The following is a 26,006-nucleotide window of genomic DNA, read 5'->3' as shown; positions in this document are numbered from 1 at the left end:
GGTTCGACTCCCCTGCGGGGACGAATAGGCTCGAAGCGTGAACCGCGCGCCCCGATGGCTGCTTCCCACCGTGCTGACCGCGCTCGTACTGGCCGTGGTCGTCGGTGCGATGCTGAATTGACGGCGGTGCGGGACGGCGGTCCCGCTACGACGGCGCGGGTCATATGATCGACGGGGCGCGGAACGGGGATGATCAGGCCATGGCAGTGCGTCCGTCCCCGTGCCGCCGCGCGGTCCGCGCCGGAGCCGCGCTCGGCCTCGTCGCCGCGTTCGTCTGCCTGCCGTCCTCCACCGCCTCCGCCGCCCCGGCCGGCCCCGCGCAGCGGTCGGCCCCGGGCGGGGACGACCGGGTGCTCTTCAAGATCAGCGATGAGCGGATCACCGAGTCCAGCGGGCTCGCGGCCAGCAGGCGGCACGAGGGCGTCGTCTACACCCACAACGACTCGGGCGGCGTCCCGGCGATCTACGCGCTCGGCATGGACGGACGTGTCAGGGCCACGCTGACGGTCGGCGGCGCCGGCGCCCGCGACTGGGAGGGCATCGCGGTCGGCAAGGACGGCAACGGCCGTCCGGCGATCTTCGTCGCGGACATCGGCGACAATCTCGGCGGCGCATGGCCGTACGTGACCGTGTACCGGATCCCGGAGCCGGCCCGGCTGCGCAGCCGGACGCTGCCCGCCACCGCGTTCAAGATCAAATACGAGGACGGGCCGCGCAACGCCGAGACGTTCATGATCAACCCGCGGACCAACCGGATCTACATCGCCAGCAAGCTGTTCGGCGGCAAGGTGTACGAGGGCCCGGCGAAGCTGCGGACGAGCGGGTTCAACATCATGCGGAAGGTCCGCGACGCCCCCTCCATGGCGACCGACGGCGCGTTCGCCCCGGACGGCCGCACCTGCGTCATCCGGACCTACTTCGGCGCGCGCCTCTACTCGGTGAAGCCGGACGGCAACCCCGGCGAGTCGCTGAAGTCCATCGGCCTGCCCATGCAGAGCCAGGGCGAGTCGGTGACCTACGCCCCGGACGGCAAGTCCATCCTGGTGGGGTCCGAAGGGACGAACGAGCCCGTCTACCAGGTCCCGCTGCCGGAGGAGGCGCTGCCGTCGCCGTCCGCCACGCCTGAGAGCGCCGAAACGACGAGCGACTCCGAAGAGGGGCGCAGGGACGCCTCCGGCCCGAGAATGGGGTTGTTCCTCGCGCTCGCCATCGCCGGAGCGGTCGGCTATGGGCTGATACGGAGACGCGGGGGGTCGTCGGGAGGCAAGTGACGGAAGCGATGGGCCGACCTGACCCGCACGATGGAAGTCGGTTTCGCCGGGCGACCGGATGCTGGAAGGAGGCGACGGTCCCACGGGGACCCGTGTGAGGATGCGGACTGTGGAGCATGAGCTGGTGGGCCTCGCGGGTCCTGGTGACCGGTGGCGTCCCGTCGCCGCCGGCCCGTTCGCCCTCCTGGCGGTGGCGCTGGCGCTGATGCCGATCCGTCCCGTGTGGCTGTGGGCGGCGCTGATCGGCGTCGTCGCGGCCGTCCCGTGGGCGCTCGGCGCGGCCCCGGAGGCGCGGCGGAGGCGTCCCCGGCCGTTCTGGCGGCTGTCGGCGGCCGGCCTCGAACGGATCGGGCCGGACGGGCTGAGCATCGTCTCCTACGAGCGGTCCCGGATCGACGCCCTGGCCATCACGACCGGCGACGGCGTGCTGACGGTGTTCCACCGGTTCGGACGTACCGCGGTGGGCGGGATGACCGCGATGGGCCTGGAACCGCTCGCCGTGTTCGTGACGGCCCGCCGGATCGGGATTCCCCTGCACGTCCTTGACGGCGAGTCCGCGGATCTGCTCGATCCGGCGCTCGACGAGGCCCTGCGCATCCCCGGGCTGGACGACGACGTCCCCGGGGGAAGCGCCCTGCCACGCGACCACGCCGCGGAGAAGCGCCTCCTGGACCAGGAGGCGGCACTCCTCGCCGCGGCCCACGAGCCGTCCCTCCAGGTGTCCCCTGAGCCGCTTGTCGAGCCCCCTGCCGAGGGCCGGCCCACGCGCGGCAAGAACAAGGCGGGCGGCAGGCGCAGGGCGAACGAGCAGCGCCTCGACACGCCGGAGCCGCTGCCGAGCCGCCGCCGGATCGTGCTCCTCGGCGTGCTGACCGCCCTGCTCGGCGCGGTCATGATCATCCGGATCGCGGTGGACGGGACCGGCGAGTTCGGCGCCCGGCTCGCCGCCGGCTGCTGGACGCTCGCCGCGATCGCGGGCGTCCTCGCGGCGCGCCGCCGGCTGCTGCGGGCCGCCCAGGTCCGGTGGACGATCAACGCGGAGCGGCTGCTGGTGCGGGCCCTGCCGGGACGCCGCCGCGAGGCCCAGGACCTGCGGGCCGGGGACGTCGCCGCGGTCGTCGTCGGCCCTGGCCTGCGCCTCGACCCGGTCAGCGGCGAGCCGCGCCGCGCCGACCTCGCCGCGCTCGCGTTCGGGCACCGGATGGAGCTCGTCGCCCGGCTGCCCGCGCACGGCCTGGACGGCTTCCAGCTCGCGCACGCCCTCGACGACCACGGCTACCGCGTGATCACGCCGGGGGCGCGGGCGCCGCGGCGTCCCGACTACGGGCTGGAGGGGCTGCCGGAGATCTTCGCGCAGGTGCCGGGCGGACGGCTCGTCGTCGCCGACGGCGGGCTCGGCTGGGCCGACGCCGCCGGCGACGTCGTGCTGAAGATGCCCGAGGACCGCATCGGCGGCATCGAGCTGCTGACCATCGCCGGGCACGCGTGGGTCCGGTTGTACGACACCGACGGCGACGAGTTCTTCGCCGCTCCCCTGTCGGCGCTGCGGATCTCCCGCACCGACCTGCGCGACTCGGCCCGCCGCGCCGGGCTGCCCGTGAACGACGCCGAGTACGACGCGTACCTGAGCGCCGCGTTCCACTCGGCGGTGTCCACGCTCGCCGCCCCCGAGCCCGGGACGGAGCCGGAGCCGGCCACCGCCGCGCTGCCCGCGCAGAGCGCCGGGCAGGAGGGCGCGGCACTCCGGCCCGACCGTGCCGAGGAGCCCGACTTCACGTTCTCCGTCCCCCCTCCGCCCAGCCCCGCCACGGCACCGGGTGCGCTTCTGGACGCGACCCGGCGTTCCCGCATCGGCACGTACGGGATGAGCGTTCTGCTGTGCGAGGCGGTGGCGCTGCTGGGCGCGGTCTGGCTCGGCCCAGAGCTGGGCGGGTTCAACGCCACGGCGAGCTGGTCCGTGCCCGCCGGGCTCGTCATCGGACTGGTCGGCTACTGGCTCTACGACCGCAACCGCTCGCAGCTGCGCGTGTCGTCCGCCGGGCTCGCGGTCGTCACCAGACGCGGCAAGGTCGAATGGGACCTGGCCCGCGACCGCATCGGCGGCGTCGGCATCGACGAGGCGCGCGAGCGGATGCCGCGGCTGGTGGTGTGGGGGCCGTCCGGGCGGGTGCTGCGCCAGGTCACGTTCCCGCCGGACCTGGACGAGCTGCGCCGCGCCTGCGAACGTTACGGCGTCCCCTGGGGGCCGCCCGACGCCGACCGTCCCGCGCCGCCGCCGCCCGAGCTCTGACGCAGCGACCACGTCTTCAGCTGCCGCGGCTGGTGGTGTGGGGGCCGTCCGGGCGGGTGCTGCGCCAGGTCACGTTCCCGCCGGACCTGGACGAGCTGCGCCGCGCCTGCGAACGTTACGGCGTCCCCTGGGGGCCGCCCGACGCCGACCGTCCCGCGCCGCCGCCGCCCGAGCTCTGACGCAGCGACCACGTCTTCAGCGACTCGTACCTCACCTGGCTGTAGTCCTTGCCGGGCAGGTGGCTGCGCATCAGATGGACGGAGTCCGCCGTCCACGGGGCGCTCGCGAACGCCGACAGCGCCTCCAGGAGGGGCCGCACGTCCACCGGCTTTCTGGACCGCGCCAACGTCAGGTGGGGACGGAACGTGCGGTGCTTGTCGGGCATCATCCCGACGCGGCGCCCTGCGGCCGTGGTCGACGCCGCCAGCCGCACGGCACGGCGGCGGTCGCCGTACAGGCCCGTCCACAGGACGCGGGCGTGCGTCCCGCCGCCGGGGAACGCGCCCGCGCCCGCCAGCGACAGCGACATCCGCTCATGCCGCCCGACGGCGCGTTCCAGCCTCGGGAGGAGCCGGTCCAGGGTGCGGTCGTCGACCTCGCCGAGGAACGTCAGGGTGACGTGCAGCAGTTCGCGCCGGACCCATTTCAGCTCGGGCACCGCGCCGGCGTGCGGCGCGATGGCCTCCTCCAGCTCGTCCAGGATGTCCGGTGGCGGGACGAGCGCCACAAATAGCCTCATGGGAGTGTCCGAGGGGCCACCCGGCCAGCATTTCAGCAGATGGCACCCGTTGTCACGCCGATCGGCGCCGCGCCGCCCTTCCGGTGGCGGCCCGGCGGGGTCCGGTCACCTTTCGGCGGTGCGGCGTATCCGGCGGCGTATGCGGCGGCGGGGCCGGATCCGGGCGAGCGCCGGGCGGATCGACCCGCGCGCGGCCAGCACGCCGACGCCGAGGGCGGCGAGGGCGGAGATCAGGCCGCCCAGGACGAGGGCCGTCCGGGCGCCGAAATGCTCGGCCAGCCAGCCGATCGTGGGCGCCCCCACCGGGTTCGTCCCGAGGAACACGAACATGTAGAGGCCCATCACCCGGCCCCGCATCTCGGGCGCGACGCTGAGCTGGAGGGTCGTGTTGGCCGCCGTCATGATCGTCATCATCACGATGCCGGTCGGGACGAGCAGCACCAGGAACGACCAGTACGTCGGCATCAGCCCGGTGACGACCTCCAGCGCGCCGAACAGCACGCCCATCCCCACCAGCAGCCGCAGCCGCGGCCTGGCCACCCGCCGCGCGGCCAGCAGCGCGCCGCTGAGCGCGCCGAGCGCGAGCATGCTGGAGGCGAGGCCGAACGCCGACGCGCCGGTGTTGAAGACCTCCTTGGCGATCAGCGCCACCGTGGTGGAGAAGTTCATCCCGAACATGGCGATGAACCCGATGAAGATCAGGACCAGTCTGAGGTCGCGGCGTCCGCGCACGTAACGCAGGCCCTCGCGGAGCTGCCCCTTGGCGCGCTTCACCGGGGCCGCCGGGTACAGCTCGCCGGACCGCATCGCGTAGAGGCCGAACAGGACGGCGCCGAACGACGCCGCGTTCACCAGGAACACCGGCCCGGTGCCGATCGCCGCGATCAGCACCCCCGCGACGGCGGGGCCGAGCAGGCGGGCGCCGTTGAAGGTGGCGCTGTTCAGCGCGATCGCGTTCGGCAGGTCGCGCCTGCCGACCATCTCGACGACGAACGACTGGCGGGTCGGGTTGTCGACGACGGTGGCGAGCCCGAGCCCGAACGCCAGCACGTACACGTGCCACACCTGCGCCGTGCCGGTCACCGCGAGCAGGCCGAGGACGAGCGCGAGCACGCCCATCGACACCTGCGTGAGCACCAGGACGCGGCGCTTGGGGTAGCGGTCGGCGATGACGCCGCCCCACAGCCCGAACAGCAGCATCGGCAGGAACTGCAGCCCGGTGGTGATGCCGAGCGCGACGCCGCTGCCGTGCGCGAGTTCGAGGACGAGCCAGTCCTGCGCGACGCGCTGCATCCACGTCCCGGTGTTGGAGACGACCTGGCCCGCGGCGAACAACCGGTAGTTGCGGTTGCGCAGGGAACGGAACATGCCTCCGGACCGCGGCTCTTCGTCCGCGTCCTGTTCGCCGGGATCTTCCGGGTCGTCGCCCGTGCCGGGGTCCGCTCCGGGGTCCCTGTCGGGGTCCAACACCGCCCGCCCGCGGGCGCCGCGCATCGCGTTCCCCCCGGGCTCGCCGTGTCCATCGTTAGCGGGAGTCATTAACACTGCTAACGATAATTGCCCGATCGCCATTCCGGCAAACCGCGCACCCGCCACCCGTCCTGCGCGGCCGTCGAACGGCGCGGCCGGTGCGGCGCCGGGGTCAGGAGCGGCTGAGCTCGTCGATGATCGGGGCGGCCAGCCGGAGGACCTCCCGCTCCTCGTCGGTCAGCTCGCCGAGCCGCTTGGCCAGCCACGCCTCCTTGCGGCGCCGCTCGTCGGCCAGCAGCGCGCTGCCCTCCTCGGTCGCGTTCAGCACCACCTGCCGCCCGTCCGTCGGATGGGGACGGCGCGCGACGAGCCCCCGCTCCTCCAGATGGGCGATCACGCGGGTCATCGACGGCGGCTGCACCTTCTCGTGGTCGGCCAGCTCACGCGGCGTCATCGACCCGTGCCGCTCGATCGCGGCGAGCGCGGCGAACTGGGTGAGCGACAGCGGACCGCGGGCGCCGTCGCCGCCGGGCGTGGGGCGCAGCGTGCGCAGCCTGCGCGAGAGCCGCGCGATCGAGATGCGCAGCTCTTCGGCGAGCGCCGGCGTGGACGACGCGCGTCCGCCGGTCGGTGGCGTTGTCATCGTCAATGGTCTCCCGTGCTGCCCATGCTGCCACGCCGCGTCCCGGCACCGCCGGGGACGCCGGCCTCGCGGCCGCCGCCCCCGGAGGACCCGGTGCCCGCACGCCGATGGAAGAACTTACCGAACCGCCCGGAGACCGCCGTAATCAGGAGCTTGTGAGGATCTCAGGAACTCGTGAGGACGACGAGCCGCTGGGTCGCCCGGGTCATCGCGACATAACGGTCGACCGCTCCCTCGATGCCCTCCCCGAACGCCTCCGGGTCGACGAGGACGACCAGGTCGAACTCGAGCCCCTTCGCCAGCTCCGGGGTCAGCGAGCGGACGCGGGACGTCCCCCGGAACGCGGGATCGCCGATGACGCAGGCGACCCCGTCGGCGTTCTCGGCGAGCCAGGCGTCGAGGACCGAGCCCAGATCCGCGGCGGACCCGTGGACGACGGGAACACCGCCGCTGCGGATGGAGGTCGGCACGTTGGCGTCCGGGAGCACGGCCCGGATGACCGGCTCGGCCTCCGCCATGACCTCCTCCGGCGTCCGGTAGTTGATGCTCAGGGAGGCCAGGTCGATCCGGTCCAACCCGATCCGCTTGAGCCGCTCCTGCCACGACTCGGTGAACCCGTGCCTGGCCTGGGCGCGGTCCCCGACGATGGTGAAGCTCCGGGACGGGCAGCGCAGCAGCAGCATCTGCCACTCCGCGTCGGTCAGTTCCTGCGCCTCGTCCACGACGATGTGCGCGAACGGGCCGGCGAGCAGATCAGGGTCGGTGCTGGGAAGCGCGGTCTCGTCGACCAGGCTGACCTGTGCGTCCTGTCCGCGCAGCATCACCACCAGCCCTTCGCCGTCGTCGCCGTCGGCGCCGGAGGCCGCCGCCGCCTCGATCAGGTTGTCGACGACCTGGGCCATGTGCTCGCGTTGGGCGGCGAGAGCGGCCTCCTGGCGGCGCCTGCGGCGGGTCGCCTCCGGGTCGCCGAGGCGCTGCCGCGCCGCGTCCAGGAGCGGCAGGTCGGACACCGTCCATGCCTGGGCGTCCTCGCGCTGCAATTTGCGAATCTCGTCGGGGCTGAGCCACGGAGCGCACAACCGCAGGTAGGCGGGTACCGACCACAGGTCCCCGACGAGGTCGGACGCCTCGATCAGCGGCCACGCGCGGTTGAAGGCCGTGAGCAGTTCCCTGTCCTGCTGCAGAGACCGGCGGAGCAGGGCCTCCGGCGCGTCGCCGTCGTACTTGTCCATCAGGATCGTGACCAGTTCCTCCCAGATCTGGTCGCGCGCCTCGTTGTGCGGGGTACCGGGGTCTCGTGCCTGGAAGGCCTCGGCCCAGTCGTGGGGGCTCAGCCAGATGTCGGACCAGTCGGTCGTGACCGTCATCCCCTCGGTGGGCGGATTCTCGTAGAACCTGACGGCCGGCTCGATCGCCTTCACCAGGTCCGCGGACGACTTCAGACGGGCGACGTCCGGGTCGCTCTCGTCCGCCGCTGCGGCTCCCTCGGCGACGAGGTCCCGCAGGGTGCAGGTCTGCACACCCTCCTCTCCGAGGCTCGGGAGGACGTCGGCGACGTAGGCCAGATAGGGCTGGTGCGGACCGACGAACAGCACGCCGCCCCGGCGGTGACCGAGGCGGGGGTCGGAGTAGAGGAGGTAGGCGGAGCGGTGCAGGGCCACGACGGTCTTCCCGGTGCCCGGACCGCCGTCGACGACGAGAGCGCCCCGGGATCCCGCGCGGATGATGGCGTCCTGGTCGGCCTGGATGGTGCCGAGCACGTCGCGCATCCGCGGCGACCGGCTGCCGCCCAGGCTGGCGATGAAGGCCGACTGGTCGTCGAGCGCGGCGTGCCCTTCGAAGCCGTCCGAGGTGAACACCTCGTCCCAGTAGTCGCTGACGCGGCCGCGGGTCCAGCGATACCGGCGGCGGCTCGCCAGGCCCATGGGATTGGCGTGGGTCGCTCCGAAGAACGGCTCGGCCGCCGGGGAGCGCCAGTCGACCAGCAGCCTACGGCCGGCGCCGTCCTTGAGGCCGAGTCGCCCGACGTACACGGGCTCGGAGTCGCCCTCGCGCACGATGTGCCCGAGGCACAGGTCCAGGCCGAAGCGGCGCAGCGTGCGGAGCCGGGTGGTCAGCCGGTGGATCTCCATGTCCCGCTCCAACGCCTTCTGGCCGGTGCCGGCGGGCGCCATGCGCTCGGCGTCGAGGCGGTCGGACAGGTCGGCGATCGACTGCTCAAGGCTCTCCGCGATCGCCGCGAAGTGCCGCTCGTCACCGGCGATCAGCGCCGGGTCGGCCTTGGGAGCGAGGTGGTCGGGAAGGTCGAACGCGCTGGTGGTCAAGGGATTCACGTCGACGATTGTGCGGCACGGCCGGGGTCTTGCCGCAAGCCCAGGGGTGCGCTATACATTGAGAGTGGAGAGGAGTGTGCATCCCTCCCCTCCCTCCTTCCTCTAGCTCTCTCCTTCACGCCCCGCCGCGTAGCCTGGCCACATGACCCGACCACGCCGCCCGGATCCGCCGCCGATGCCTACCAACGACGTACGTATCGCGGCCACGGGCACGGCCGCCTGGGCGGTGGCGCTCGTGGTTCTGCTCCTCGTCGGGCTGCCGTCCGAGGACCGCTGGTGGTTGTGGGTGTGCGTCGCGGGCATCGCGATCGGCCTGTTCGCGGTCTGGTACGTCCCCAGGCTCCAGCGCGGTCGCGCCCGCCAGGAGGCCGCCCGCGCCGCGAAACGTGAGCGTGAGGCTTCGTCAGAGGCGGAGGGCGCGTCTGCGCAGGAGGACACGTCTGCACAGGAGGGCGCGTCCGTGCAGAAGGGCGCGTCTGAGCGGGAGGGCACTTCCGAGCGGGAGACGGCCGACTAGGGTTCCAGGTCGGCTTCGGCCAGGAGGAGCGGCAGGGCCTCGGGGTCGCGCAGGACGGCCTCGGCCATGAGCCGTCCGGCCCAGTCCCCCGTGGCCCACGCGAGTGCCCGGGCGAGCCCGCCGGCCCCGCTCGCGTGGATCTCGCCGTCTCTCGTCCACCATGGGACGTCCTGGCCGTCCACGATCAGCCGTTCGTGCGCGAGGTAGTGGGCGGGCGCGCCGGGCAGGACGGCACCGACCGCTTCCGGCACGGAACGTTTCTCCCCCTCCGACTGGACGACGCCCGGGACCTCGTCGCCGGCCAGCGGCAAGTCGAGAAGTTCAGAGAGGCGCGTGTCCCGCCCCTGCGCGGCGATGACGAGCGGCTGTCCCTGGAGGAGCGGCAGGACGTCCGGTCCGTCCAGGACGAGGGCGTCGGCGGCGTCCACGACCTCGGTCCGGCCGTCCACGACCGCCCGCACATGGTCGGGTGGTTCGACAGCGGCCTCGGGCGCGTCGGCCAGTGCCGTCCAGAGCCCGCCCAGCTGGACCCGTGTGACGGACCGTCCCGGGTCACCGAGGCGATCGAGCAGCTCTTGGGCGCCACCGGGCTCGTCGAGCAGATCCACCAGCGATGTACGAACGCCCAGGGCGAGCAGGAGCCGCTCGTCCAGCCCTTCTGGCGCGACGTCGTACAGCCCGGTGAGGGACTCGTCCCCGCCTAGCCGGAACTCACCGGGTCTACGTCCGTCCAGGACGCGCCGGCGGCTCAGCCACCACGCCGTGTAGGACGGGACGGCAACGCGGCGCCCGTTGTGCAAGGTCACGTGCGCGGGGTCGACGATCGCGGCCCGCCACGGCGCCCCGGCAAGGACGCGCAACGCCGCGGACCAGTCGTCGACCAGTTCGAGGTCTCGGACGGCGAGGAACTCCGGCACGAGGGGCGGAAGGTCCTGCGGGCCGATCCGCCGCAGGACGTCGTCCGCCCACAGGTCCTCGTCGTCGAGTTCGAGGGTCTCCGCTTCATCGGCGAGCCCTGTGAGGTTGACGTCCTCCTCCCTGGCGAGGGCGAACCCGTCCAGGACGCCGACGGCCGCGAGGGTTTCCGCGCCCCACCGCTCCAGGATCTCGCCGTCGACCACGCCGAACGGCGCGTCCTCGGCCATGAGGTCGCGTAGCGGGCTCTCCGGCAGAAGCAGCTCGCCTGCCGGGTAAAGCTCCCCGTCGTTGCCGGGCAGGGCCAGCTCGGCCAGCCAGGGCTCCTCACCGGGATCGAGCCGCGCGGCCGCGACCAGCTCCAGGACGGCCTCGGCGACCGCATCGGGGTCGTCGGACTCGAACGACTCCCCCACGGCCGCCCTCACGGCGGCGTCGGCGAGGACGGTGCGCGGCCCCGCCTCGACCGCACCGAGCCGGGTCAGCAGCGGATGCACCGCGTCGGGGTGGACGAACCGCAGCCCCAGCGCGTCCAGGCGCCCGGGATCGACCCCGTCCGCGATCAGCAGGCCCCGCGGACCCCGTACGATCCGCCCGGCGTCTCCCGCCAGCGGCACCGGGAGGGCCCCCAGAGCGTCTGTGGCGGCCTCGACGAGCGTCCCGTACATCCTGTGCCACCACGCCGGTTCCCGGTCCATAGCGGCCAGCTCATCGATCAGGTCGGCCAGCTCGACCCGCCGGACCCCGAGCGCGGCCAGCGCCGCACTCCGCGCGGGCCACTCCGGAGGAAGCAACCCAACGACGACCGCACCCCCACCGCCGCCGAGGACCTTGATGAACGGGGCCGGCGCGTCCACCGCGATCGCGTCGCGTCCGCGGGTGCGGTGGGGTAGCAGCGGCGCCTCGGGAAGGCGCTCCCGGATGCCGCGCCGGATCTTGGCGTCCAGTTCCCCGGCGCCGACCGGCCCCGGCACGAACCCGAGGACTCGTGGTGAGGTCGGAAGGCCGCTCAGCAACCGGATGTAGGTCTCGGCGACCCGATTCACGAGGAAGTCGGTCAGTGGCCCGGGCGCGACGTGCCGCCTATCGGGCGCGAGCGGAAACGACGCGATGAGCAGCGCCGGCAGATCCAGCCGTTCGTCACTGGGCGTGGGCGCATGCACGACACTCGGCATGCCCTCCGGCAGACCGTCCTCTGGCAGGGCCCAACGGACCTGCCAGAACGGCCGTGCCCGTTCCTCCACGGGACGGTCTTCCAGTAGCGCCACCGGGGTTTCCCCGTGTGCTTCGGCCGTCCGCCACACTCCCCCGTTGATGACCACTTCGCCTGACGCGCGGTGCTCGGCGTTCAGCTCGCGGACGTCCCCGTCGACGTCGATCTCAACGACTTCCAGCGCCGGCAGGGCCAGCATCAGCGCCGCGCCGACCTGCCCTAGCTGCCCCCGGACGGACTCGACCGCGTCCCCGCGCAACGGCAACCGCACCACCGTGTCGAACCCCGCCGGGATCTCCGGCACCTCCGCCTCGTCCAGCGCGAACGGCAACCGCAACAGCGGAACGTGCCCGCCGCGCCGCGTCAGCTCGTCCGCGAGCACGGGGATGCCCTCCACCAGTTCCCGGGCCCGCTCGCGCGACCACGCCACGCCCGCCGCGCGGGACGCGATGGCGGGACGGTCGCTGACGGCCACGACGGCGGCGAACCCGACCCCGAACCGTCCCGTCGCGCCGGTGTCGTCCCGCTTGGACGACGCCCGCAGCGTGGACAGCGCCTCCACGCCCGCGGCGTCCAGCGGCGCCCCCGCGTTCGCCGCGCTCAGGAACGCCCCCTGTTCAGAGACGTCGTGCTTCGTGCCGTCGCCGTCCGTGCGGAGGGTCAGGCGGAGGCGACCGGGGACACCGGCGCGCAGCGCGGCGTCGGCGGCGTTCTGCGCAAGCTCCACCACGACGCGGTCGCGGTAGCCGCCGAGCGCGAAGTCCTCCTCGGTGTTGGCGTCCTCGCGGAAACGGGCGGGTGACTCGCTCCACGCGCGCAGCACCCGTGCGCGCAGCGCCCGCGTGCCGAACGGGTCCCCGTCTTCCGCGAAGCCGTCGACCACCGGGCGTTCAACCACCGAGCCTGTCCCCCAAAGGGCCGTCCGTCATCTGGTCAGCTGTGACCGAGGGCCTCGTCCTCCAGGGCGGCGTCCTCGTCACCGCCGGTGGAAACGATCTCGTAGTCGAGCTCGTCGATCACCGGCGGGTTGTGCTCGGACACGGCCGGCAGCGAAACCGCCTCGGAATGCGCGCCGCAGCCGTGGTCGGCGGACACGACGCGCCCGTCGTCGGGGGCGTACTCGTTCGCGCACACCCCGAAGACCTGCCGCAGCTCCCCGGCCAGCGCCAGGAAGAACCCGCAGGTGGAGCACTGCGCGGGAGCGGACGCGGCGATCGGGGCGCGGGGGCCTCCGACGCCGTCGTACCAGCGCGCCGCGGCCTCGTCGCGGCCCTCCCGGGACAGCACCCGGACGCGGCCGAGCCCGGGCTCCCACTGCGCCTGCCAGTCGGCGGAGTCCTCGACCTGCGTGAAGCCCGGGGCGAGCCGGACGTCGTCGGGCGCCGTCGGCAGCAGGTCGCCGGGGCCGAGGTCGCCGGGACGCAGCCGCTCCAGCCACGGCACCCACGGCGGGGCGAGCATGGCGTCGTCCCCCGGCAGCAGGACGCATTCGCTGACGGTCACGACCTTGGCGCGGGCGGCCCGCGTCACGGTGACCGACCAGCGCCACCCCGTGTAGGCGGGGTCGAGGCACGCGAAATAGTGCGTGACCAGGCGGTCGCCCTCGGCGCGCAGGCCGAGATGCTCACCGACCGGCTGGGGCCGGGCGGTGTCCTCCGCGGCCTCCCGGGCGAGGTCGACGGCCTCGGCGCACGCGGTGTCCACGGCGGGCGTGCGGGTCCGGCGGGCAGATCCGGAGGCGGTGTGCGCGGCGGCGGGTCGCGCTGGGCTGGACTGGCGCATTGGGCTCACATGTCGATTCTCGCCTATGAAACGACGTGGCCGGGCACGCACCCGGCGCCGGCCGCGAGGTGAGCCCGCATCCCGGCGGGGAACGTACTCTCAGTTGGAGTCGCTGCGAGGGCCGCGCCTCGGCCGGCGGCCCGGATGACCGCAGGGGGAGATCAGCGCGCATGGGGGACCGGACACGGTTCGGACGGGCCGTCCACGCCGGCGCCGGCGGGACGGCGCGGGCGTTCCGCGGCGCACGTTCGGCGGTGCTGCGAACGGGCCGGCTGACCCGGCGCGCCACCCACGCCCAGGGCGCGGGACGCAGCGGGCTCGGCAGCCTGATCGAGTCGTCGGCGTTCAACTCCGCGGGCGACGCGATGGTCACGGTCGCCCTCGCCGGGACGCTGTTCTTCGGCCTGGACGTCAACCAGGCGCGCGGCCAGGTCGCCCTCTACCTCCTCGTCACCATGGCGCCGTTCGCGCTGGTCGCGCCGCTGATCGGCCCGGCGCTCGACCGGGCGCGGCACGTCCGCCGGTACGCGATGGCGAGCACGTTCGTGATGCGCGCGCTGCTGTGCTGGGGGATGGCGAGCGCCCTCCCGCACGGCGACCAGGTCACCTTCCTGCCCGCCGCGTTCGGCGTGCTCGTGCTGTCCAAGGCGTTCGGTGTGCTGCGGGCGGCGGTGACGCCCCAGGTCATGCCCGGTGAGATCACGCTGGTGACGGCGAACGCGCGGTGCTCGTTCGCCGGGCTGGTCGCCGCGTCGGTCACCGCCCCGATCGCCGCGGGCCTCGCCGTGCTCATCGGGGCCGGCTGGGTGCTGCGGCTCGGCACGGTCGTGTTCCTGCTGGGCGTCGTGATCACCATGCGGCTGCCGCGGCAGGTGGACGTCCCCGACGCCGCGCCGCCACCGGAACGCGAGGCGGAGGCCGGGGCGGAGGCCGGGCCGGAGCCGGAATCGGCGGCGGGTCCGGCGGGTGCGGCGAAACCGGCCGCGGCTCGCGGGACGCACTGGCGGACGCTGCCGCGGGTCGGCCCGGTCGTGGCGGAGGCGATGCAGGCGAACGCGGTGCTGCGGGCGCTGTCCGGCTTCCTGATCATCTATCTGGCGTTCCTGCTCCGCCAGCAGCGGTTCGACCCGGTGTCCCACCATGTCGCGCTCGGCCTGCTGGCGGCGTCCGCCGGGGCCGGCGGCCTGATCGGCACGGCGCTCGGCGTCTGGATGAAGGCGCGGGCGCCCCGCCGGATCGTCTCGGCGACGCTGGCGGCCGTCACCGTCGTCACCGCCACCGCGGCGGCGTTCTTCGGGCTGTGGGCTGCGCTGGCGGTGGCGGCCGCGGCGGGGCTCGGGCAGGTGTTCGGGAAGCTGTCCATGGACGCGGTGGTGCAGCAGGAGATCGGCGAGGAGATGCGCTCGTCCACGTTCGCGGTCACCGAGACCCTGCACCAGCTCGTCTGGGTGATCGGCGGGCTGCTCGGCCTCGGCATGTCGATCGTCGCGGACGGGCAGGTCGCGCTCGCGGTCGTCGCGGCTGCGCTCGCCGTGTCGCTGGGGCTGCTGCTGTCGCGCCGGCAGCGCGGAACCCGCCGCCGGGCCCGCCGCCCCCGCCGCACGAACACGATCAAGGACGCGCATCCGGAGATGCACACCTGAGCCCCGCCCGCGGCACACCGCTCACCGGCGACGCCCGCGGCACGTCGGGCACCTCAGGGCGCCGGGCGTCAGTTGGCCAGGTCGTCGGCGACCGCCCGCAGCACGGTCGCGATCTTCTTGGCCTCCGCGGGGGCCGGGTGCTTGCCGCGCCGGTAGGTGTTGGAGATGTCGTCCAGCAGCTTGATGAGGTCCTCGGTGATGACGACCATCTCGTCCGGCTTCTTGCGCCGCTGCTTGGCGATGGTCTTCTCGACCGACGGCAGCGTCTCCAGCACCCGGACCTGGAGCGCCTGCTGGCCCCTGCGCCCCTCGACCACGCCGAACTCGATGCGCTGGCCGGGTTTCAGCGTCGTGACCCCGCCCGGCAGCGCCGACGAATGCACGAAGACCTCACCGCCGTCGTCGCGCGTGAGGAAGCCGAAACCCTTGTCGGCGTCGTACCACTTGACCTTGCCAGTCGGCACCGGAGACCTCGTTCGGTAATCGTCCTGAATCGACCCCAAGATTAGTGCCTCGCCATGCGCCGGTGTACACACCGGGGGTGGCTTACGCGACGCCTGCGGGGCCGTTCGAAGACGCTATCTCGAACGTCCGGCAAGGGCATCCCGATATCGGCGCGGCCGGGGTCACGCGGTCGCCGCGAAGGCCCTCATCCAGCCGGGGAAGGCCAGCAGGTCGGGCAGGACGACGTCCGCGCCGTAGGCGGTGAGGGCCGCCGAGTCGAACGCGCCGGTCGCGACGCCCACGGCCACCGCCGACGCGGCCCGCGCGGCGTCCACGTCGCCGGTGTGGTCGCCGATGTAGGCGCCGGCGCCGTGCTCGCGCAGCGCGGCGCCCTTGTCCGCGCCGAACAGGCCGCCCACCACGACGTCCACCTCAAGGCCGAGGTAGCGGACGGTGCGCTCGGTGTCGGCCTGGTTCTTGCCCGAGACGACGATCACACGTCCGCTTCCGGCCCGCACCGCGTCCAGCGCGGCGAGCGCCCCGGGCATGAGGACCGTCGCCGGGACCGCGATGTCGGCGTACATGGCCCGGTAGCGCGCCGCCATCGCGGGCACCTCGCCGGCCGGGAACCAGTACGCGAGCTCCTCCTCCAGCGGAGGGCCGATGCGCCGCACGACCAGGTCGGTGTCGATCGGGACGCCGGACTCGGCGGCGAGGGCGGCGTACACCGCGGCGATCCCGGCCCGGGTGTCGGCAAGGGTCAGGTCGAGATCGAAACCGACGGCGAGGGCGGAGTCAGGAGATTTCGGGAGATCGAGGTCAAGCACGCCCCACAGGGTAAGGGGCTGGACACACGCGAGTACCCGCGCTCTCCTGGTAGTGGCGATGCGACGGGATCCGAGTAGGAGAGCGCGGGAACTTTTCGCGCGGGAACCGTTCTGTTGTGATCGGGTCTGGTGTGCCCGATCCTCCGGGAACGGCCGCCCGTGTTGGCGATATACCCGAGCCCTCTGCCACAAACCATCTGACCAGGGAAAACGCGGGACTCGAACAAACCACCCGAAGGAAAAGGACGATCAGCACCACGGAGCCGGGCCGTCCACCCCCCGGCGAAGTCCCTCCCGGCGAAGGAGACCGCACATGGCAGGGAACCCCGACCGGCCGCTCGACCAGGACCCAGGCGGGACGAGTGAGCACACCATGACCCGCACCGAGCCGGGCGGCGACCACCGCGCGCCGCGGACCCGGCGTTCGTTCGCCGCCGGCGCCGCCGCGGCCCGCCGCCGCGCCGTCACGATCGCCGCGACCGTGGTCTCCGTCATCACCACGGTCATCGTGCTGATCCTGGCCGTGCACATCGTGTTCGTCGCGTTCGAGGCCAACACGGCCAACGACCTCGTCCGCTGGTTCGGCGACCGCGCCACCGACCTGTCCTGGCAGTTCAAGGACATCTTCCAGCCCGAAGACCGCAAGGTCGGGGTCGCCGTCAACTACGGCCTCGCCGCCCTCGTCTACCTGGTGATCGGCCGAATCCTGACGGGCCTGATCCGCCGCCTTGACTGACGTCGGGCTAAGACTGACGTCGGGCTAATCGCGCCCGGGAAAGCGGACCTCGTCGAACGGCCAAGCGGTCTTCACCCACTCGCGGACGAACTCCTCCAGCTCCTTCTCCAGAGCGGAGTTCTCCTCGTCGGCGCGGACCCAGAACACCACGACCGCGTCCGCGCCGGGCTCGTCCGACGGCGCGACGTGGATGCGGCCGATCTGGCGCTCCCCGTCCGGTGTGATCACGACGTAGCTGAACGAGCGCCGCAGCTGCCCCTCCTTCTGCAGCCAGGCGACGTCGATCAGGGCCTGCTCGAAGGTGAACTCGAGGTCCGGCCATCCCCACTCCGGCCCGAACCGCCCGGCGAGCCGGTCCAGGCTGCCGATCACGGCGCCGTAGTCCTTGACCACGTCGTGGACGGTGATCGGGCGGATCTGGAACCGGGGACCGGCCACCAGCGTGGGCACCACGAAGTCCTCGGGCAGGAAGGCCCCGTCGGCCGCCTTCCGCGGAGACATGAACATCGCGACCTCTCCGACGACGGCCCCTTCCGGCGATGGGGCGCGGAGAACTGAAACTCTAGTCGCCCCCGGCCCGGTGCGAGCGGGATCACGAATTCGGGCGTGCCGCGCAGGACGGGGGGTCGCGCAGGTCGAAGATGCCTTACTGTTCTTGCGGAGGAACTCATCACCATGACGACACCTACGCGCGATCGGATCGTTGCCGAGTCGCTCCGGCTGTTCGCCGACCGCGGCTACACGGCGACCTCGGTCGCGGAGATCGAGGCCGCGGCCGGCCTGTCGCCGGGCGCGGGCGGTCTCTACCGGCATTTCCGGTCCAAGGAAGAGGTGCTCGCCTCCGCCATCCGCGAGCACATCGACCGCACCAGGCAGCAGATCAGCGAGGTCCTGGACCAGGCGACCGTCTTCGAGGACCGTCCGCTCGAGGTGCGGCTGCGGATGACGTGCCATGCCGGGCTGGCGAAGATGCGCGAGGAGCAGGACCTCATCCGGGTGCTGTTCCGCGACCTCGACCAGTTCCCGCACCTGGTCGCCGAGATGCGCGAGGGCATCGTCAACCCGCTGTACGACGGAATCTCCACCTGGCTTTCCGCGCAGCCCGAGTTCGAAGGGTCCGACGAGGACTGGCCGGCCATCGCCTCCATCCTCGGCGGCGCCGTCGTGAACTACTGGCTCGCGAACGAGTCGATGTACGAACCGCCGACCCGCATCGACGAGAAGCGGTTCGTGGACAGCTGGGCACGGCTCGGCCTCGGGCTGATGCACCTGGACCGCACCCCCGCGCCCTGACCCGCGGAACCCGGTGCCGCGGTGAGCCACGGAGGATCCTCCGGCGGCGGTCCGCGGATCCGATCCTCCCGATCCGGCAGGCCGTGCGGGCTCCTACCCTGAGGGGGCCGGCACAGGCGGCGTGCACGCCACCTAAAGTTGGGGATCGGCAAGTTGGGGATCGGCATGGAAACGTATGCGGACTGGTTGCGCGCACGCGACGACGATGAGCTTCGTGCGCTGCTGTCCGCGCGTCCCGAGCTGCTCGCCCCCGTCCCCGCCGACCTGAACGCCCTCGCCGCCCGCGCCGCGACGCCCGCCGCGATCTCCCGCGCCCTCGACCGGCTCGACCGCTTCACGCTCGCCGTCCTGGAGGCCCTGCTCGTCCTGCCGGCGCCGGCCGGGCCTGACGCGCTCGCCGCCGCCATCGGCGCCGCCCCCGGCCAGGTCGCCGACGCGCTTGGAACGCTTCGGCGGTACGGGCTGGTGTGGGGGAACGGGAACGGGACGCTGAACACGGCGCCCGGCGTCCGGCAGGGCCTGCCGCACCCGGCGGGCCTCGGGCCCCCCGTCCAGGAGGTCTTCGCCGGGTACCCCGCCGAGCGGCTCACCGACCTGGTCACCGACCTGGAGGGGGAGGCGCCGCGCGGGTTCGCCGACTCCGCGCGGCTCCTGCGGCGGCTCGCCGACCTGCTGGGCGACCCCGGCCCGCTCATCGGCGACGCGGGGCCCGAGGCGCACGCCGCCCTCGACGCCCTCACGTGGGGCCCGCCGTTCGGACGCGTCGCCGACGCGCGCCGTCCCGTCCGGATCGACACCGCCGCCACCCCCATCGAGCGGCTCCTCGCCCGCGGGCTCCTCGCCGCCGAGGACGACCGCACCGTCACCCTCCCCCGCGAGGTCGCGCTGCACCTGCGCGGCGGGCGCCTCTTCCAGGACGTCCCGGCGGAACCGCCCCCGCTCACGTCCGCGGCGCGTGGACCGCGCGGCGAGGACGTGGTGGTGCGGGCCGCGGCGGGCGAGGCGGCCGCCGCCGTCCGGCTCATCGAGGAGCTGCTGGAGCGGTGGGGGCTGGAACCGCCGCCCGTCCTGCGCAGCGGCGGCCTCGCCGTCCGCGACCTGCGCGCCGCCGCCGTCCTCCTGGACGTCCCCGAATGGCAGGCGGCACTGCTCGTCGAGGTCGCGTACGCGGCGGGGCTGCTGACCCGCAGCGGCGACCTGGACGGCGAATGGCTGCCCACCCCCGCCTACGACCTGTGGCTCATGCGCGACACCGCCGGCCGCTGGACGGAACTCGCCCGCGGCTGGCTGAAGTCCGACCGGGCCGCCGGGCTCGCCGGGGAACGCGACGACCGCGACCGGCTCATCAACGCGCTGAGCGAGGCCATGGTGCGCAGCAGCGCACCCGCCACCCGCCGCGCGACCCTGGAGATCCTCGCGGACGCGGAAGGCGGCGCCGCCGCCGAGGACGCCGTCCGCGCCCGGCTCGCGTGGCTGCGGCCGCGCCGCGGCGGACCGGCCCGCGACCGCCTCCTCGGCTGGACGCTGCGCGAGGCCGCCGCCCTCGGGATCACCGGATTCGGGGCGCTGGCCCCGTTCGCCCGCGACCTCCTCGCCGGCGACGACCCCGAACCCCGCCTGGAGAAGCACCTTCCCGCGCCGGTCGACGAGATCGTCATCCAGGCCGACCTGACCGCGATCGCGCCCGGCCCGCTCGTCACCGACCTCGCCCGCGAACTCGCCCTCGCCGCCGACGTCGAGTCCACCGGCGCCGCCACCGTGTACCGCTTCACCCCCGAGTCGGTCCGCCGCGCCCTGGACGCCGGCCGGACCGCCGCCGACGTCACCGACCTGCTGGCCAGGCATTCGGCGACCCCGCTCCCGCAGCCGCTCACCTACCTGATCGACGACGTCGCCCGCCGGCACGGTCACCTGCGCGTCGGCGCCCTCTCGTCCTACGTCCGGACCGATTCACCGGCCACGCTCGACGAGATCCTCGCCGACCGGCGCTCGGACACGCTGCGCCTGTACCGCCTCGCCCCGACCGTCCTCGCGTCCGGGCTGCAGCGCGCCGACCTGCTCGACGGGCTGCGCGCGATGGGCCTCGCGCCCGTCGCCGAGGCCCCCGGCGGCGGGGTGATCGTGACCCGCCCCGACGCACAGCGCGCGGAGCCCCCGCCGACCGCCGAGATCGTCCGGTTCCGGCCGGAGCAGCGCACCGACGCCTCGATGATCTCCGCCGCCGTCCGCGCGCTGCGGGCCGGCGACGAGGCGTCCGCGCACGGCGCCGAGCAGGCCCGGCTGCGGGCGGACGCCCCGTCCGGCGAACCGCCCCGGTCCCCCGCGATGGCCACCATCGACCGCCTCCGCGCGGCCGTCGAACGCGGCGGACGCGTCTGGATCGGCTACCTCGACCAGCAGGGCCAGGCGTCCAGCCGCATCGTGGAACCCGTCCGCGTCGAGGGCGGTTTCCTCACCGGGTACGACGCCACCCGCGCCGCCGTGCACCGCTTCGCCCTCCACCGCATCACCGGCGTCTCCGAACTCACCGACGACCCGGCCCCCTGACCTTCTCCGGGGCCGCACGTTTCACCGCCCAGGCCTCTCCGACGGCACCGGATTCCCTTCGCCCAAAGGGGTGCGAGGAGGTGCGGCCGGTTGCGGACGACGAGGAACCCTGGTTCTGTCGGAGGCGTCGTAGCGGGGTACCGAGTCAGGCGAGAGGAGACCGCCCGTGAGCGGATACGGAGGCAACCCGCCGCCTGGCTGGCAGGACCCGTACGGCGGTTCGCAGGACCCGTACGGCGGCGGTTCGCAGGGCTGGAGCGGCGACCCCTACGGCGGCAACCCGTACGGCGGCGCGTACGGGCCGGGGGGCGGGCAACCCGGCTACGGCTACGGACCTCCCGGAGTCCCGACGAGGCCCCAGAGCAACGCCAACACCATCGCCGCCCTCGTCTGCAACATCATCGGGGTGCTGCTGTGCTGCGGCATCCTGTCCATTCCCGGCGTCATCACCGCCGCGATCGCGATGGGCCGGGTGGACTCCGACCCGGAGTCCGCGCGGAAGCTGACCATCTGGAGCTGGGTGCTGTTCGGCGTGTCGGTCGTCCTCGGGATCATCATCATGGTCGTCTACGTCATCGTGATCATCATGAGCGAGGACTACCAATCGACCACGTACTGACCGTTCCCGCCGGGCGGACCGCAATAAATCCGGCGGCATCCGGTGTTGGATCCCCTGGTCCCGTTCGTACGGACGACGTGCCGGCGTCCCTCGGGTAACGTGCACGGGCGGTGCCAGGCCGAATCCGGCATCCGATCATCGAATCCCGACGGGGGCTCTCGCTTTGACCGACGGTCCGCTCATCGTCCAGTCCGACAAGACGCTGCTGCTGGAGGTCGACCACGATCTGGCCGACGCCTGCCGCAAGGAGATCGCCCCGTTCGCCGAACTCGAACGGGCGCCCGAGCATGTCCACACCTACCGGGTGACGCCGCTCGCCCTGTGGAACGCCCGCGCCGCCGGCCACGACGCCGAGCAGGTCGTCGACACGCTGATCAGGTTCTCCCGGTATCCCGTCCCGCACGCCCTGCTGGTGGACGTCGCCGACACCATGGCCCGGTACGGGCGGCTGCGGCTGGAGAAGGACCCCGCGAACGGGCTCGTCCTGTCGTCCTCCGACCATTCGGTGCTGGAGGAGGTGCTGCGGGCCAAGAAGATCAAGGGCATGATCGGCGACCGGGTCGGCGAGGACGCCGTCGCCGTCCACCCGAGCGAACGCGGCGCGCTCAAGCAGGCGCTGCTCAAGCTCGGCTGGCCCGCCGAGGACCTCGCCGGATACGTGGACGGCGAGGCCCACGCGATCTCCCTCGTCGAGGACGGCTGGGAACTGCGCTCCTACCAGCGGGAGGCCACCGACACGTTCTGGCACGGCGGCTCCGGCGTCGTCGTGCTCCCCTGCGGTGCGGGCAAGACCATCGTCGGCGCCGCCGCCATGGCCCGCGCCGAGGCGACCACGCTGATCCTCGTCACCAACACCGTCTCGGCGCACCAGTGGAAGCAGGAACTCATCCGCCGCACCACCCTCACCGAGGACGAGATCGGCGAGTACACCGGCACGAAGAAGGAGATCCGCCCCGTCACGATCGCGACCTATCAGATCATGACGACGCGCCGTAAGGGCGCCTACACGCACCTCGAACTGTTCGACGCCCGCGACTGGGGCCTGGTCGTCTACGACGAGGTGCACCTGCTGCCCGCACCGATCTTCCGCATGACCGCCGACCTGCAGGCACGCCGCCGCCTCGGCCTCACCGCGACCCTCGTCCGCGAGGACGGCCGCGAAGGGGACGTGTTCTCCCTCATCGGCCCCAAGCGCTACGACGCGCCGTGGAAGGACATGGAGGCGCAGGGCTGGATCGCGCCCGCCGACTGCGTCGAGGTCCGCGTCACCCTCACCGACTCCGAGCGCCTCGCCTACGCGACCGCCGAACCCGAAGAGCGCTACCGCTTCTGCGCCACCACCGACACCAAGACCAAACTCATCCAGGCGCTCGTGGACCGGCACCGGGGTGAGCCGACCCTCGTCATCGGCCAGTACATCGACCAGCTCGACGAACTCGGCGCCCTTCTGGACGCACCCGTCATCAAGGGCGAGACCCGCGTCCGCGAACGGGAACGCCTCTTCGACGCGTTCCGCGCCGGCGAGATAGACGTCCTGGTCGTATCCAAGGTCGCGAACTTCTCCATCGACCTTCCGGAGGCGTCCGTCGCCGTCCAGGTATCGGGGGCCTTCGGTTCCCGCCAAGAAGAGGCCCAGCGTCTGGGCCGCCTGCTGCGGCCCAAGGCGTCCGGCCATGGCGCCCGCTTCTACGCCGTCGTCGCCCGCGACACCCTCGATCAGGACTACGCCGCCCATCGCCAGCGCTTCCTGGCCGAGCAGGGCTACGCCTACCGCATCGTCGACGCCGACACCGTCCTCGCCGGCGACGAGATCTAAGGTCTGTTCGGAGGTCCCGCCGGGGACTTGTTGGACAGCCGTGCTCGCGCCCGGTGTCTCTGGGGCGTCACGCCGCGGGCGTCCGGTAGCTCAGGCGCCCGGGACCGAGTCACGGACGGTACGGGCGGCGTGAGCGCCCAGGCCCGCTTCTGCGATGCGCCCGAGCAGCTCGCGGAGCTTGAGCAGGTCCTTCCGAGGAAGCGCGAAGAGGGCGACCGCATCCGCGTGGCTGCCCTGACGCAGCAGCGCACGCTTCCGCTCGCCCTCCTCGGTGAGGACCAGATGCTTGACCCGCCGGTCCTCCGGGTTGGGCTGCCGCCTGACGAGGCCGCGGCGCTCCAGACCGTCCACGATGCCGGTCACGTTCGAGGCGTCGCATCGCAGCCAGTCGGCCAGCTCCCGCATGGGGGCCGGCGCGCTCAAGTTCGCCAGGGCCATCGCCTGGGCGGGCGGCAGGCCCAGCTCAGCCGCCGTCGCGTCGAACTTCGCACGCAGCAGCCCCGCCACCTGAAAGACCGAGTCGGCCAGGTCGGCCACAACCGGATCAGGGTCCTCGCTCATACCCCGATCATACGCGCTCCTTCATGAGCTCGATTATTGAGGATCCCAACTAAGTCTGCCTATACTGCCCGACAAGTTGAGCACCTCAACCATCGAGTCGCCCAAGGAGTACGGATGAACGTTCCGAGCCGAGCACTCGTTGTGGCCGGCGCAGTCGCGGCACCCCTCGCGGTATGGGTGCTGGGGGATCCACTGCTCGGGCACGAACTGGTCGTCGAACAGCCGGGCCGGGAAGCCACGAACCTCGCCGCGGGCGAGTTCATCGTGTTCTCCCTCACCGCCTCGCTCCTCGGATGGGCGTTGCTCGCCGTCCTGGAACGCCTGACCCCCCATGCACTCCGCATCTGGACGGTGGTCGCGGCCGCCGTCCTCGCCCTGTCCTTCATTCCACTCACCGCCGTCGAGGCGACCGGCGGATCCAAGACGGTGCTGGCCCTCGCCCACCTCACCGTCGCCGCCGTCCTCATCCCGCTCTTCTGGCAGACCTCACCCCGCGGCCGAAAAGCCGAAAAGCCCGCCCAGGACGCCGAGGCGGTCGGCGGCCAGTGAAGCAGGAAGGCCCCGCCGTGCCCGGCGGGGCCTACCTGCCCGGCGCACACAGAGCCCGACCCAAACCACACATCACGCCCCGCCCCCCGCCGTGCCCTACCTGCCTGGCGCCGCGCAGAGCCCGACCCAAACCGCACATCGCACCTCCCCCCCCCCGCCATACCGGCGGGGGCCTACCTGCCTGGCGCGCACAGAGCCCGGCCAACCCACACATCACGCCTCGCCCCCATACCGCTGATCTGGACGCTCCGGCCTCTGCGAGATCGCCGACAATGTGGGTGTCGGTACGGCACCGATCTCCCGCTGTTTCGGCTCGAAGAACTCGAAGGAGAAGTTGAACTCCGAGGTCGCCCGTGTCGACGTCCCGTTCGGCCTGGCCGCCGACCCGCACGGCCCGCTCGCCCACATCACCGACCAACAGCTCCACGACATCGCCTTCGGCGACTGGCAGTAGTTCGACGGCGAGCGCTCCCCCAAGGTCCGCCCCTAACGCACGAAACAGGAAGGCCCGGCCGCCGTCGGGCGGCGCCTTTCCCAGACGGCCACGCCTCGCACCCGGCGCCACTTCCTCGCCGAGCGGACCATGCGAACCGCATCAGTGGACGTTCACACCGTCCTCGCCGGCCACGGCTCATGAGCGGCCCTCCCAAGCCTTTGGCAGGCGAGACCCGAAGGCCTTCCGACGGTGCTCGCCCGGTTCACGAGACCTCCGGACCACCGCATCCGCTGGAGAGGTGACCCCGGCGTCCTGTAGCGCGGGTCAGGACGCCGGGGCCGTCGCAGTCAGTTGAGATCGTGTTCGCCGGCCTTGACGACGTTCACGAACCTCACCCATTCGGCGGCGGTGACGGTCAGCACCGGACCGGCAGGTGACTTGCTGTCCCGGATCCCGATGCCGGTCCCCAGGCCAGCGACCTCTACGCAGTTGCTCACGCCATTGCTACGAGAACTCTTGCGCCAGGAGGCGCGACTGAGAACAGGACGGTCCATCCATCTCCTCCCTAAGATCGGGGGGCTCCTACCCCGCTCACACCATTAACTCAAAAGAGTGCGTTTCGGTTGCTCGAAACCCGTCCGGCAGCGTGTCTCTTCATTCCGATAATGCTTCGAACGGTCGGGCCCGGACCATCCGTGGGTGAACCTGCGGCCTGTATCGCGGCCGGCCTGGCCCGGCCCGGCCGAGCACCTTGCCGGAAGCACCAACCGCCGGTCGAGGTCGCAGCGCCACAGCCCGTCTCCGTCCCGTCGGGGCAGACGACCTCTTCGCGTACGCCATCCAATCGCGTCTGGGGTGACGGCGCGGCCGCCCACGGCCGCATCCACCCGAGCTGGACGGCACAACCGACCCGGCAGCCGTCTGGACACGGTGTCCATCTCGTGGACGCACACGCATCCGCCGACGAAGCGCATGGAAGCGCAATTCGGGCGGGCAGGTCATCGGCCGGTGAAATGAGAAAGGGCCCCGCCGGTGTCGGCGAGGCCCTTTCTGCAATATGAGTCCGGCGGCGTCCTACTCTCCCACACAGTCTCCCATGCAGTACCATCGGCGCTGAAGGGCTTAACTTCCGGGTTCGGGATGGGACCGGGTGTTTCCCCCTCGCCAAAACCACCGAACGTCTCAACGCACCACCCCACAACCGGGGGCGGGCAAGTCAACGCCCGAGCAGCCAGCTCGGAATACACTTATCAATACCGCGGGATTGCCCAGGTTGTTTCCTGAGAACCACACAGGGACGCGAACACAACTTGCAGCGATTCGGATTGAACGTCATGTGTGTTCAAGCCACTCGGCCTATTA

At 72.5% G+C, this 26,006-nt stretch carries 21 protein-coding genes and 1 rRNA gene; 10 read left to right on the top strand and 12 right to left on the bottom strand.

What is annotated here, in order from left to right:
- Positions 1-200 precede the first annotated feature (200 nt).
- Positions 201-1,271: a hypothetical protein gene (locus AB0C35_RS09545; RefSeq protein WP_358452476.1), complete on the top strand. Its 1,071-nt coding sequence runs from the start codon at positions 201-203 to the stop codon at positions 1,269-1,271.
- A gap of 109 nt (positions 1,272-1,380) precedes the next feature.
- On the top strand, positions 1,381-3,561 hold the full coding sequence (locus tag AB0C35_RS09540; RefSeq protein ID WP_358452474.1) for a hypothetical protein: 2,181 nt from the start codon (positions 1,381-1,383) through the stop codon (positions 3,559-3,561).
- A 115-nt stretch (positions 3,562-3,676) separates the two neighbouring features.
- Here the strand turns inward: AB0C35_RS09540 and thpR are convergent, their stop codons facing one another.
- From thpR to helR, 4 genes are all read right to left on the bottom strand, one after another.
- A complete protein-coding gene (thpR, locus tag AB0C35_RS09535; protein ID WP_358452472.1) occupies positions 3,677-4,300 on the bottom strand; it encodes an RNA 2',3'-cyclic phosphodiesterase in 624 nt (207 codons plus the stop codon).
- A 105-nt stretch (positions 4,301-4,405) separates the two neighbouring features.
- Positions 4,406-5,668, bottom strand: a complete 1,263-nt coding sequence (locus tag AB0C35_RS09530) for an MFS transporter (protein WP_358452903.1) — start codon at positions 5,666-5,668, stop codon at positions 4,406-4,408.
- 274 nt (positions 5,669-5,942) lie between these two features.
- Positions 5,943-6,413, bottom strand: a complete 471-nt coding sequence (locus AB0C35_RS09525; protein ID WP_358452470.1) for a MarR family transcriptional regulator — start codon at positions 6,411-6,413, stop codon at positions 5,943-5,945.
- 164 nt (positions 6,414-6,577) lie between these two features.
- Positions 6,578-8,746 (bottom strand): RNA polymerase recycling motor ATPase HelR, encoded by a 2,169-nt coding sequence (helR, locus tag AB0C35_RS09520; protein WP_358452468.1) that lies wholly within the window; start codon positions 8,744-8,746, stop codon positions 6,578-6,580.
- Positions 8,747-8,888: 142 nt separating this feature from the next.
- On the opposite strand from helR, the gene AB0C35_RS09515 reads away from it, so the two are divergent.
- Positions 8,889-9,263 (top strand): DUF2530 domain-containing protein, encoded by a 375-nt coding sequence (locus tag AB0C35_RS09515; RefSeq protein WP_358452466.1) that lies wholly within the window; start codon positions 8,889-8,891, stop codon positions 9,261-9,263.
- Here the strand turns inward: AB0C35_RS09515 and AB0C35_RS09510 are convergent.
- The gene (locus tag AB0C35_RS09510) at positions 9,260-12,289 is read right to left on the bottom strand and encodes a hypothetical protein (RefSeq protein ID WP_358452464.1); all 3,030 of its coding nucleotides are present in this window, start codon (positions 12,287-12,289) and stop codon (positions 9,260-9,262) included. The two genes, AB0C35_RS09515 and AB0C35_RS09510, sit on opposite strands and share 4 nt — an antisense overlap.
- 35 nt (positions 12,290-12,324) lie before the next feature.
- Positions 12,325-13,173 carry a DUF3027 domain-containing protein gene (locus AB0C35_RS09505; protein WP_358452902.1) on the bottom strand — a complete coding sequence of 283 codons (849 nt, stop codon included), beginning with the start codon at positions 13,171-13,173 and terminating at the stop codon, positions 12,325-12,327.
- A 170-nt stretch (positions 13,174-13,343) separates the two neighbouring features.
- On the opposite strand from AB0C35_RS09505, the gene AB0C35_RS09500 reads away from it, so the two are divergent.
- Entirely contained in the window at positions 13,344-14,816 is a 1,473-nt protein-coding gene (locus tag AB0C35_RS09500) for an MFS transporter (RefSeq protein ID WP_358452462.1), read from the top strand.
- Positions 14,817-14,884: 68 nt separating this feature from the next.
- Here the strand turns inward: AB0C35_RS09500 and AB0C35_RS09495 are convergent, their stop codons facing one another.
- Both AB0C35_RS09495 and AB0C35_RS09490 read right to left on the bottom strand, forming a co-directional pair.
- Complete coding sequence (locus AB0C35_RS09495; RefSeq protein ID WP_358452460.1) at positions 14,885-15,280, bottom strand: cold-shock protein; 396 nt, start codon at positions 15,278-15,280, stop codon at positions 14,885-14,887.
- Positions 15,281-15,442: 162 nt separating this feature from the next.
- Positions 15,443-16,087 carry an HAD hydrolase-like protein gene (locus tag AB0C35_RS09490; RefSeq protein WP_358452458.1) on the bottom strand — a complete coding sequence of 215 codons (645 nt, stop codon included), beginning with the start codon at positions 16,085-16,087 and terminating at the stop codon, positions 15,443-15,445.
- A 313-nt stretch (positions 16,088-16,400) separates the two neighbouring features.
- Between AB0C35_RS09490 and AB0C35_RS09485 the strand changes: the two genes are divergently transcribed.
- Complete coding sequence (locus AB0C35_RS09485; protein ID WP_358452456.1) at positions 16,401-16,823, top strand: hypothetical protein; 423 nt, start codon at positions 16,401-16,403, stop codon at positions 16,821-16,823.
- 24 nt (positions 16,824-16,847) lie between these two features.
- Here the strand turns inward: AB0C35_RS09485 and AB0C35_RS09480 are convergent, their stop codons facing one another.
- Positions 16,848-17,330 (bottom strand): GNAT family N-acetyltransferase, encoded by a 483-nt coding sequence (locus AB0C35_RS09480; protein ID WP_358452455.1) that lies wholly within the window; start codon positions 17,328-17,330, stop codon positions 16,848-16,850.
- A 168-nt stretch (positions 17,331-17,498) separates the two neighbouring features.
- On the opposite strand from AB0C35_RS09480, the gene AB0C35_RS09475 reads away from it, so the two are divergent.
- The 4 genes from AB0C35_RS09475 (at position 17,499) to AB0C35_RS09460 (ending at position 23,098) form a co-directional block, all read left to right on the top strand.
- Positions 17,499-18,116, top strand: a complete 618-nt coding sequence (locus AB0C35_RS09475; RefSeq protein ID WP_358452453.1) for a TetR/AcrR family transcriptional regulator — start codon at positions 17,499-17,501, stop codon at positions 18,114-18,116.
- Between the two features lie 165 nt (positions 18,117-18,281).
- A complete protein-coding gene (locus AB0C35_RS09470) occupies positions 18,282-20,663 on the top strand; it encodes a helicase-associated domain-containing protein (protein WP_358452451.1) in 2,382 nt (793 codons plus the stop codon).
- A 166-nt stretch (positions 20,664-20,829) separates the two neighbouring features.
- Entirely contained in the window at positions 20,830-21,282 is a 453-nt protein-coding gene (locus tag AB0C35_RS09465; RefSeq protein ID WP_358452449.1) for a DUF4190 domain-containing protein, read from the top strand.
- A gap of 163 nt (positions 21,283-21,445) precedes the next feature.
- Complete coding sequence (locus tag AB0C35_RS09460; RefSeq protein ID WP_358452447.1) at positions 21,446-23,098, top strand: DNA repair helicase XPB; 1,653 nt, start codon at positions 21,446-21,448, stop codon at positions 23,096-23,098.
- A 90-nt stretch (positions 23,099-23,188) separates the two neighbouring features.
- Here AB0C35_RS09460 and AB0C35_RS09455 read toward each other — a convergent pair whose 3' ends face one another.
- Positions 23,189-23,659, bottom strand: a complete 471-nt coding sequence (locus AB0C35_RS09455; RefSeq protein ID WP_358452445.1) for a MarR family transcriptional regulator — start codon at positions 23,657-23,659, stop codon at positions 23,189-23,191.
- Positions 23,660-23,773: 114 nt separating this feature from the next.
- Between AB0C35_RS09455 and AB0C35_RS09450 the strand changes: the two genes are divergently transcribed.
- Positions 23,774-24,208 carry a DUF6069 family protein gene (locus AB0C35_RS09450; RefSeq protein ID WP_358452443.1) on the top strand — a complete coding sequence of 145 codons (435 nt, stop codon included), beginning with the start codon at positions 23,774-23,776 and terminating at the stop codon, positions 24,206-24,208.
- A gap of 783 nt (positions 24,209-24,991) precedes the next feature.
- Here AB0C35_RS09450 and AB0C35_RS09445 read toward each other — a convergent pair.
- The gene (locus AB0C35_RS09445; RefSeq protein ID WP_358452441.1) at positions 24,992-25,198 is read right to left on the bottom strand and encodes a DUF397 domain-containing protein; all 207 of its coding nucleotides are present in this window, start codon (positions 25,196-25,198) and stop codon (positions 24,992-24,994) included.
- 507 nt (positions 25,199-25,705) lie between these two features.
- Positions 25,706-25,822, bottom strand: a 5S ribosomal RNA gene (gene rrf / locus AB0C35_RS09440).
- Positions 25,823-26,006 lie beyond the last annotated feature (184 nt).

This window comes from Spirillospora sp. NPDC048819, assembly GCF_040650055.1.
Taxonomy (GTDB): domain Bacteria; phylum Actinomycetota; class Actinomycetes; order Streptosporangiales; family Streptosporangiaceae; genus Spirillospora.
Note: the sequence above shows the minus strand (reverse complement) of the source record. Positions and strands in the feature narration are given on the sequence as shown.

Coding starts and splice junctions, on each gene's coding strand:
- AB0C35_RS09545 (WP_358452476.1), top strand. CDS start 201: ATGGCAGTGCGTCCGTCCCCGTGCCGCCGCGCGGTCCGCGCCGGAGCC.
- thpR (WP_358452472.1), bottom strand. CDS start 4,300: ATGAGGCTATTTGTGGCGCTCGTCCCGCCACCGGACATCCTGGACGAG.
- AB0C35_RS09530 (WP_358452903.1), bottom strand. CDS start 5,668: ATGTTCCGTTCCCTGCGCAACCGCAACTACCGGTTGTTCGCCGCGGGC.
- AB0C35_RS09525 (WP_358452470.1), bottom strand. CDS start 6,413: ATGACAACGCCACCGACCGGCGGACGCGCGTCGTCCACGCCGGCGCTC.
- AB0C35_RS09515 (WP_358452466.1), top strand. CDS start 8,889: ATGACCCGACCACGCCGCCCGGATCCGCCGCCGATGCCTACCAACGAC.
- AB0C35_RS09505 (WP_358452902.1), bottom strand. CDS start 13,173: ATGCGCCAGTCCAGCCCAGCGCGACCCGCCGCCGCGCACACCGCCTCC.
- AB0C35_RS09500 (WP_358452462.1), top strand. CDS start 13,344: ATGGGGGACCGGACACGGTTCGGACGGGCCGTCCACGCCGGCGCCGGC.
- AB0C35_RS09485 (WP_358452456.1), top strand. CDS start 16,401: ATGGCAGGGAACCCCGACCGGCCGCTCGACCAGGACCCAGGCGGGACG.
- AB0C35_RS09480 (WP_358452455.1), bottom strand. CDS start 17,330: ATGTTCATGTCTCCGCGGAAGGCGGCCGACGGGGCCTTCCTGCCCGAG.
- AB0C35_RS09475 (WP_358452453.1), top strand. CDS start 17,499: ATGACGACACCTACGCGCGATCGGATCGTTGCCGAGTCGCTCCGGCTG.
- AB0C35_RS09470 (WP_358452451.1), top strand. CDS start 18,282: ATGGAAACGTATGCGGACTGGTTGCGCGCACGCGACGACGATGAGCTT.
- AB0C35_RS09455 (WP_358452445.1), bottom strand. CDS start 23,659: ATGAGCGAGGACCCTGATCCGGTTGTGGCCGACCTGGCCGACTCGGTC.
- AB0C35_RS09450 (WP_358452443.1), top strand. CDS start 23,774: ATGAACGTTCCGAGCCGAGCACTCGTTGTGGCCGGCGCAGTCGCGGCA.
- AB0C35_RS09445 (WP_358452441.1), bottom strand. CDS start 25,198: ATGGACCGTCCTGTTCTCAGTCGCGCCTCCTGGCGCAAGAGTTCTCGT.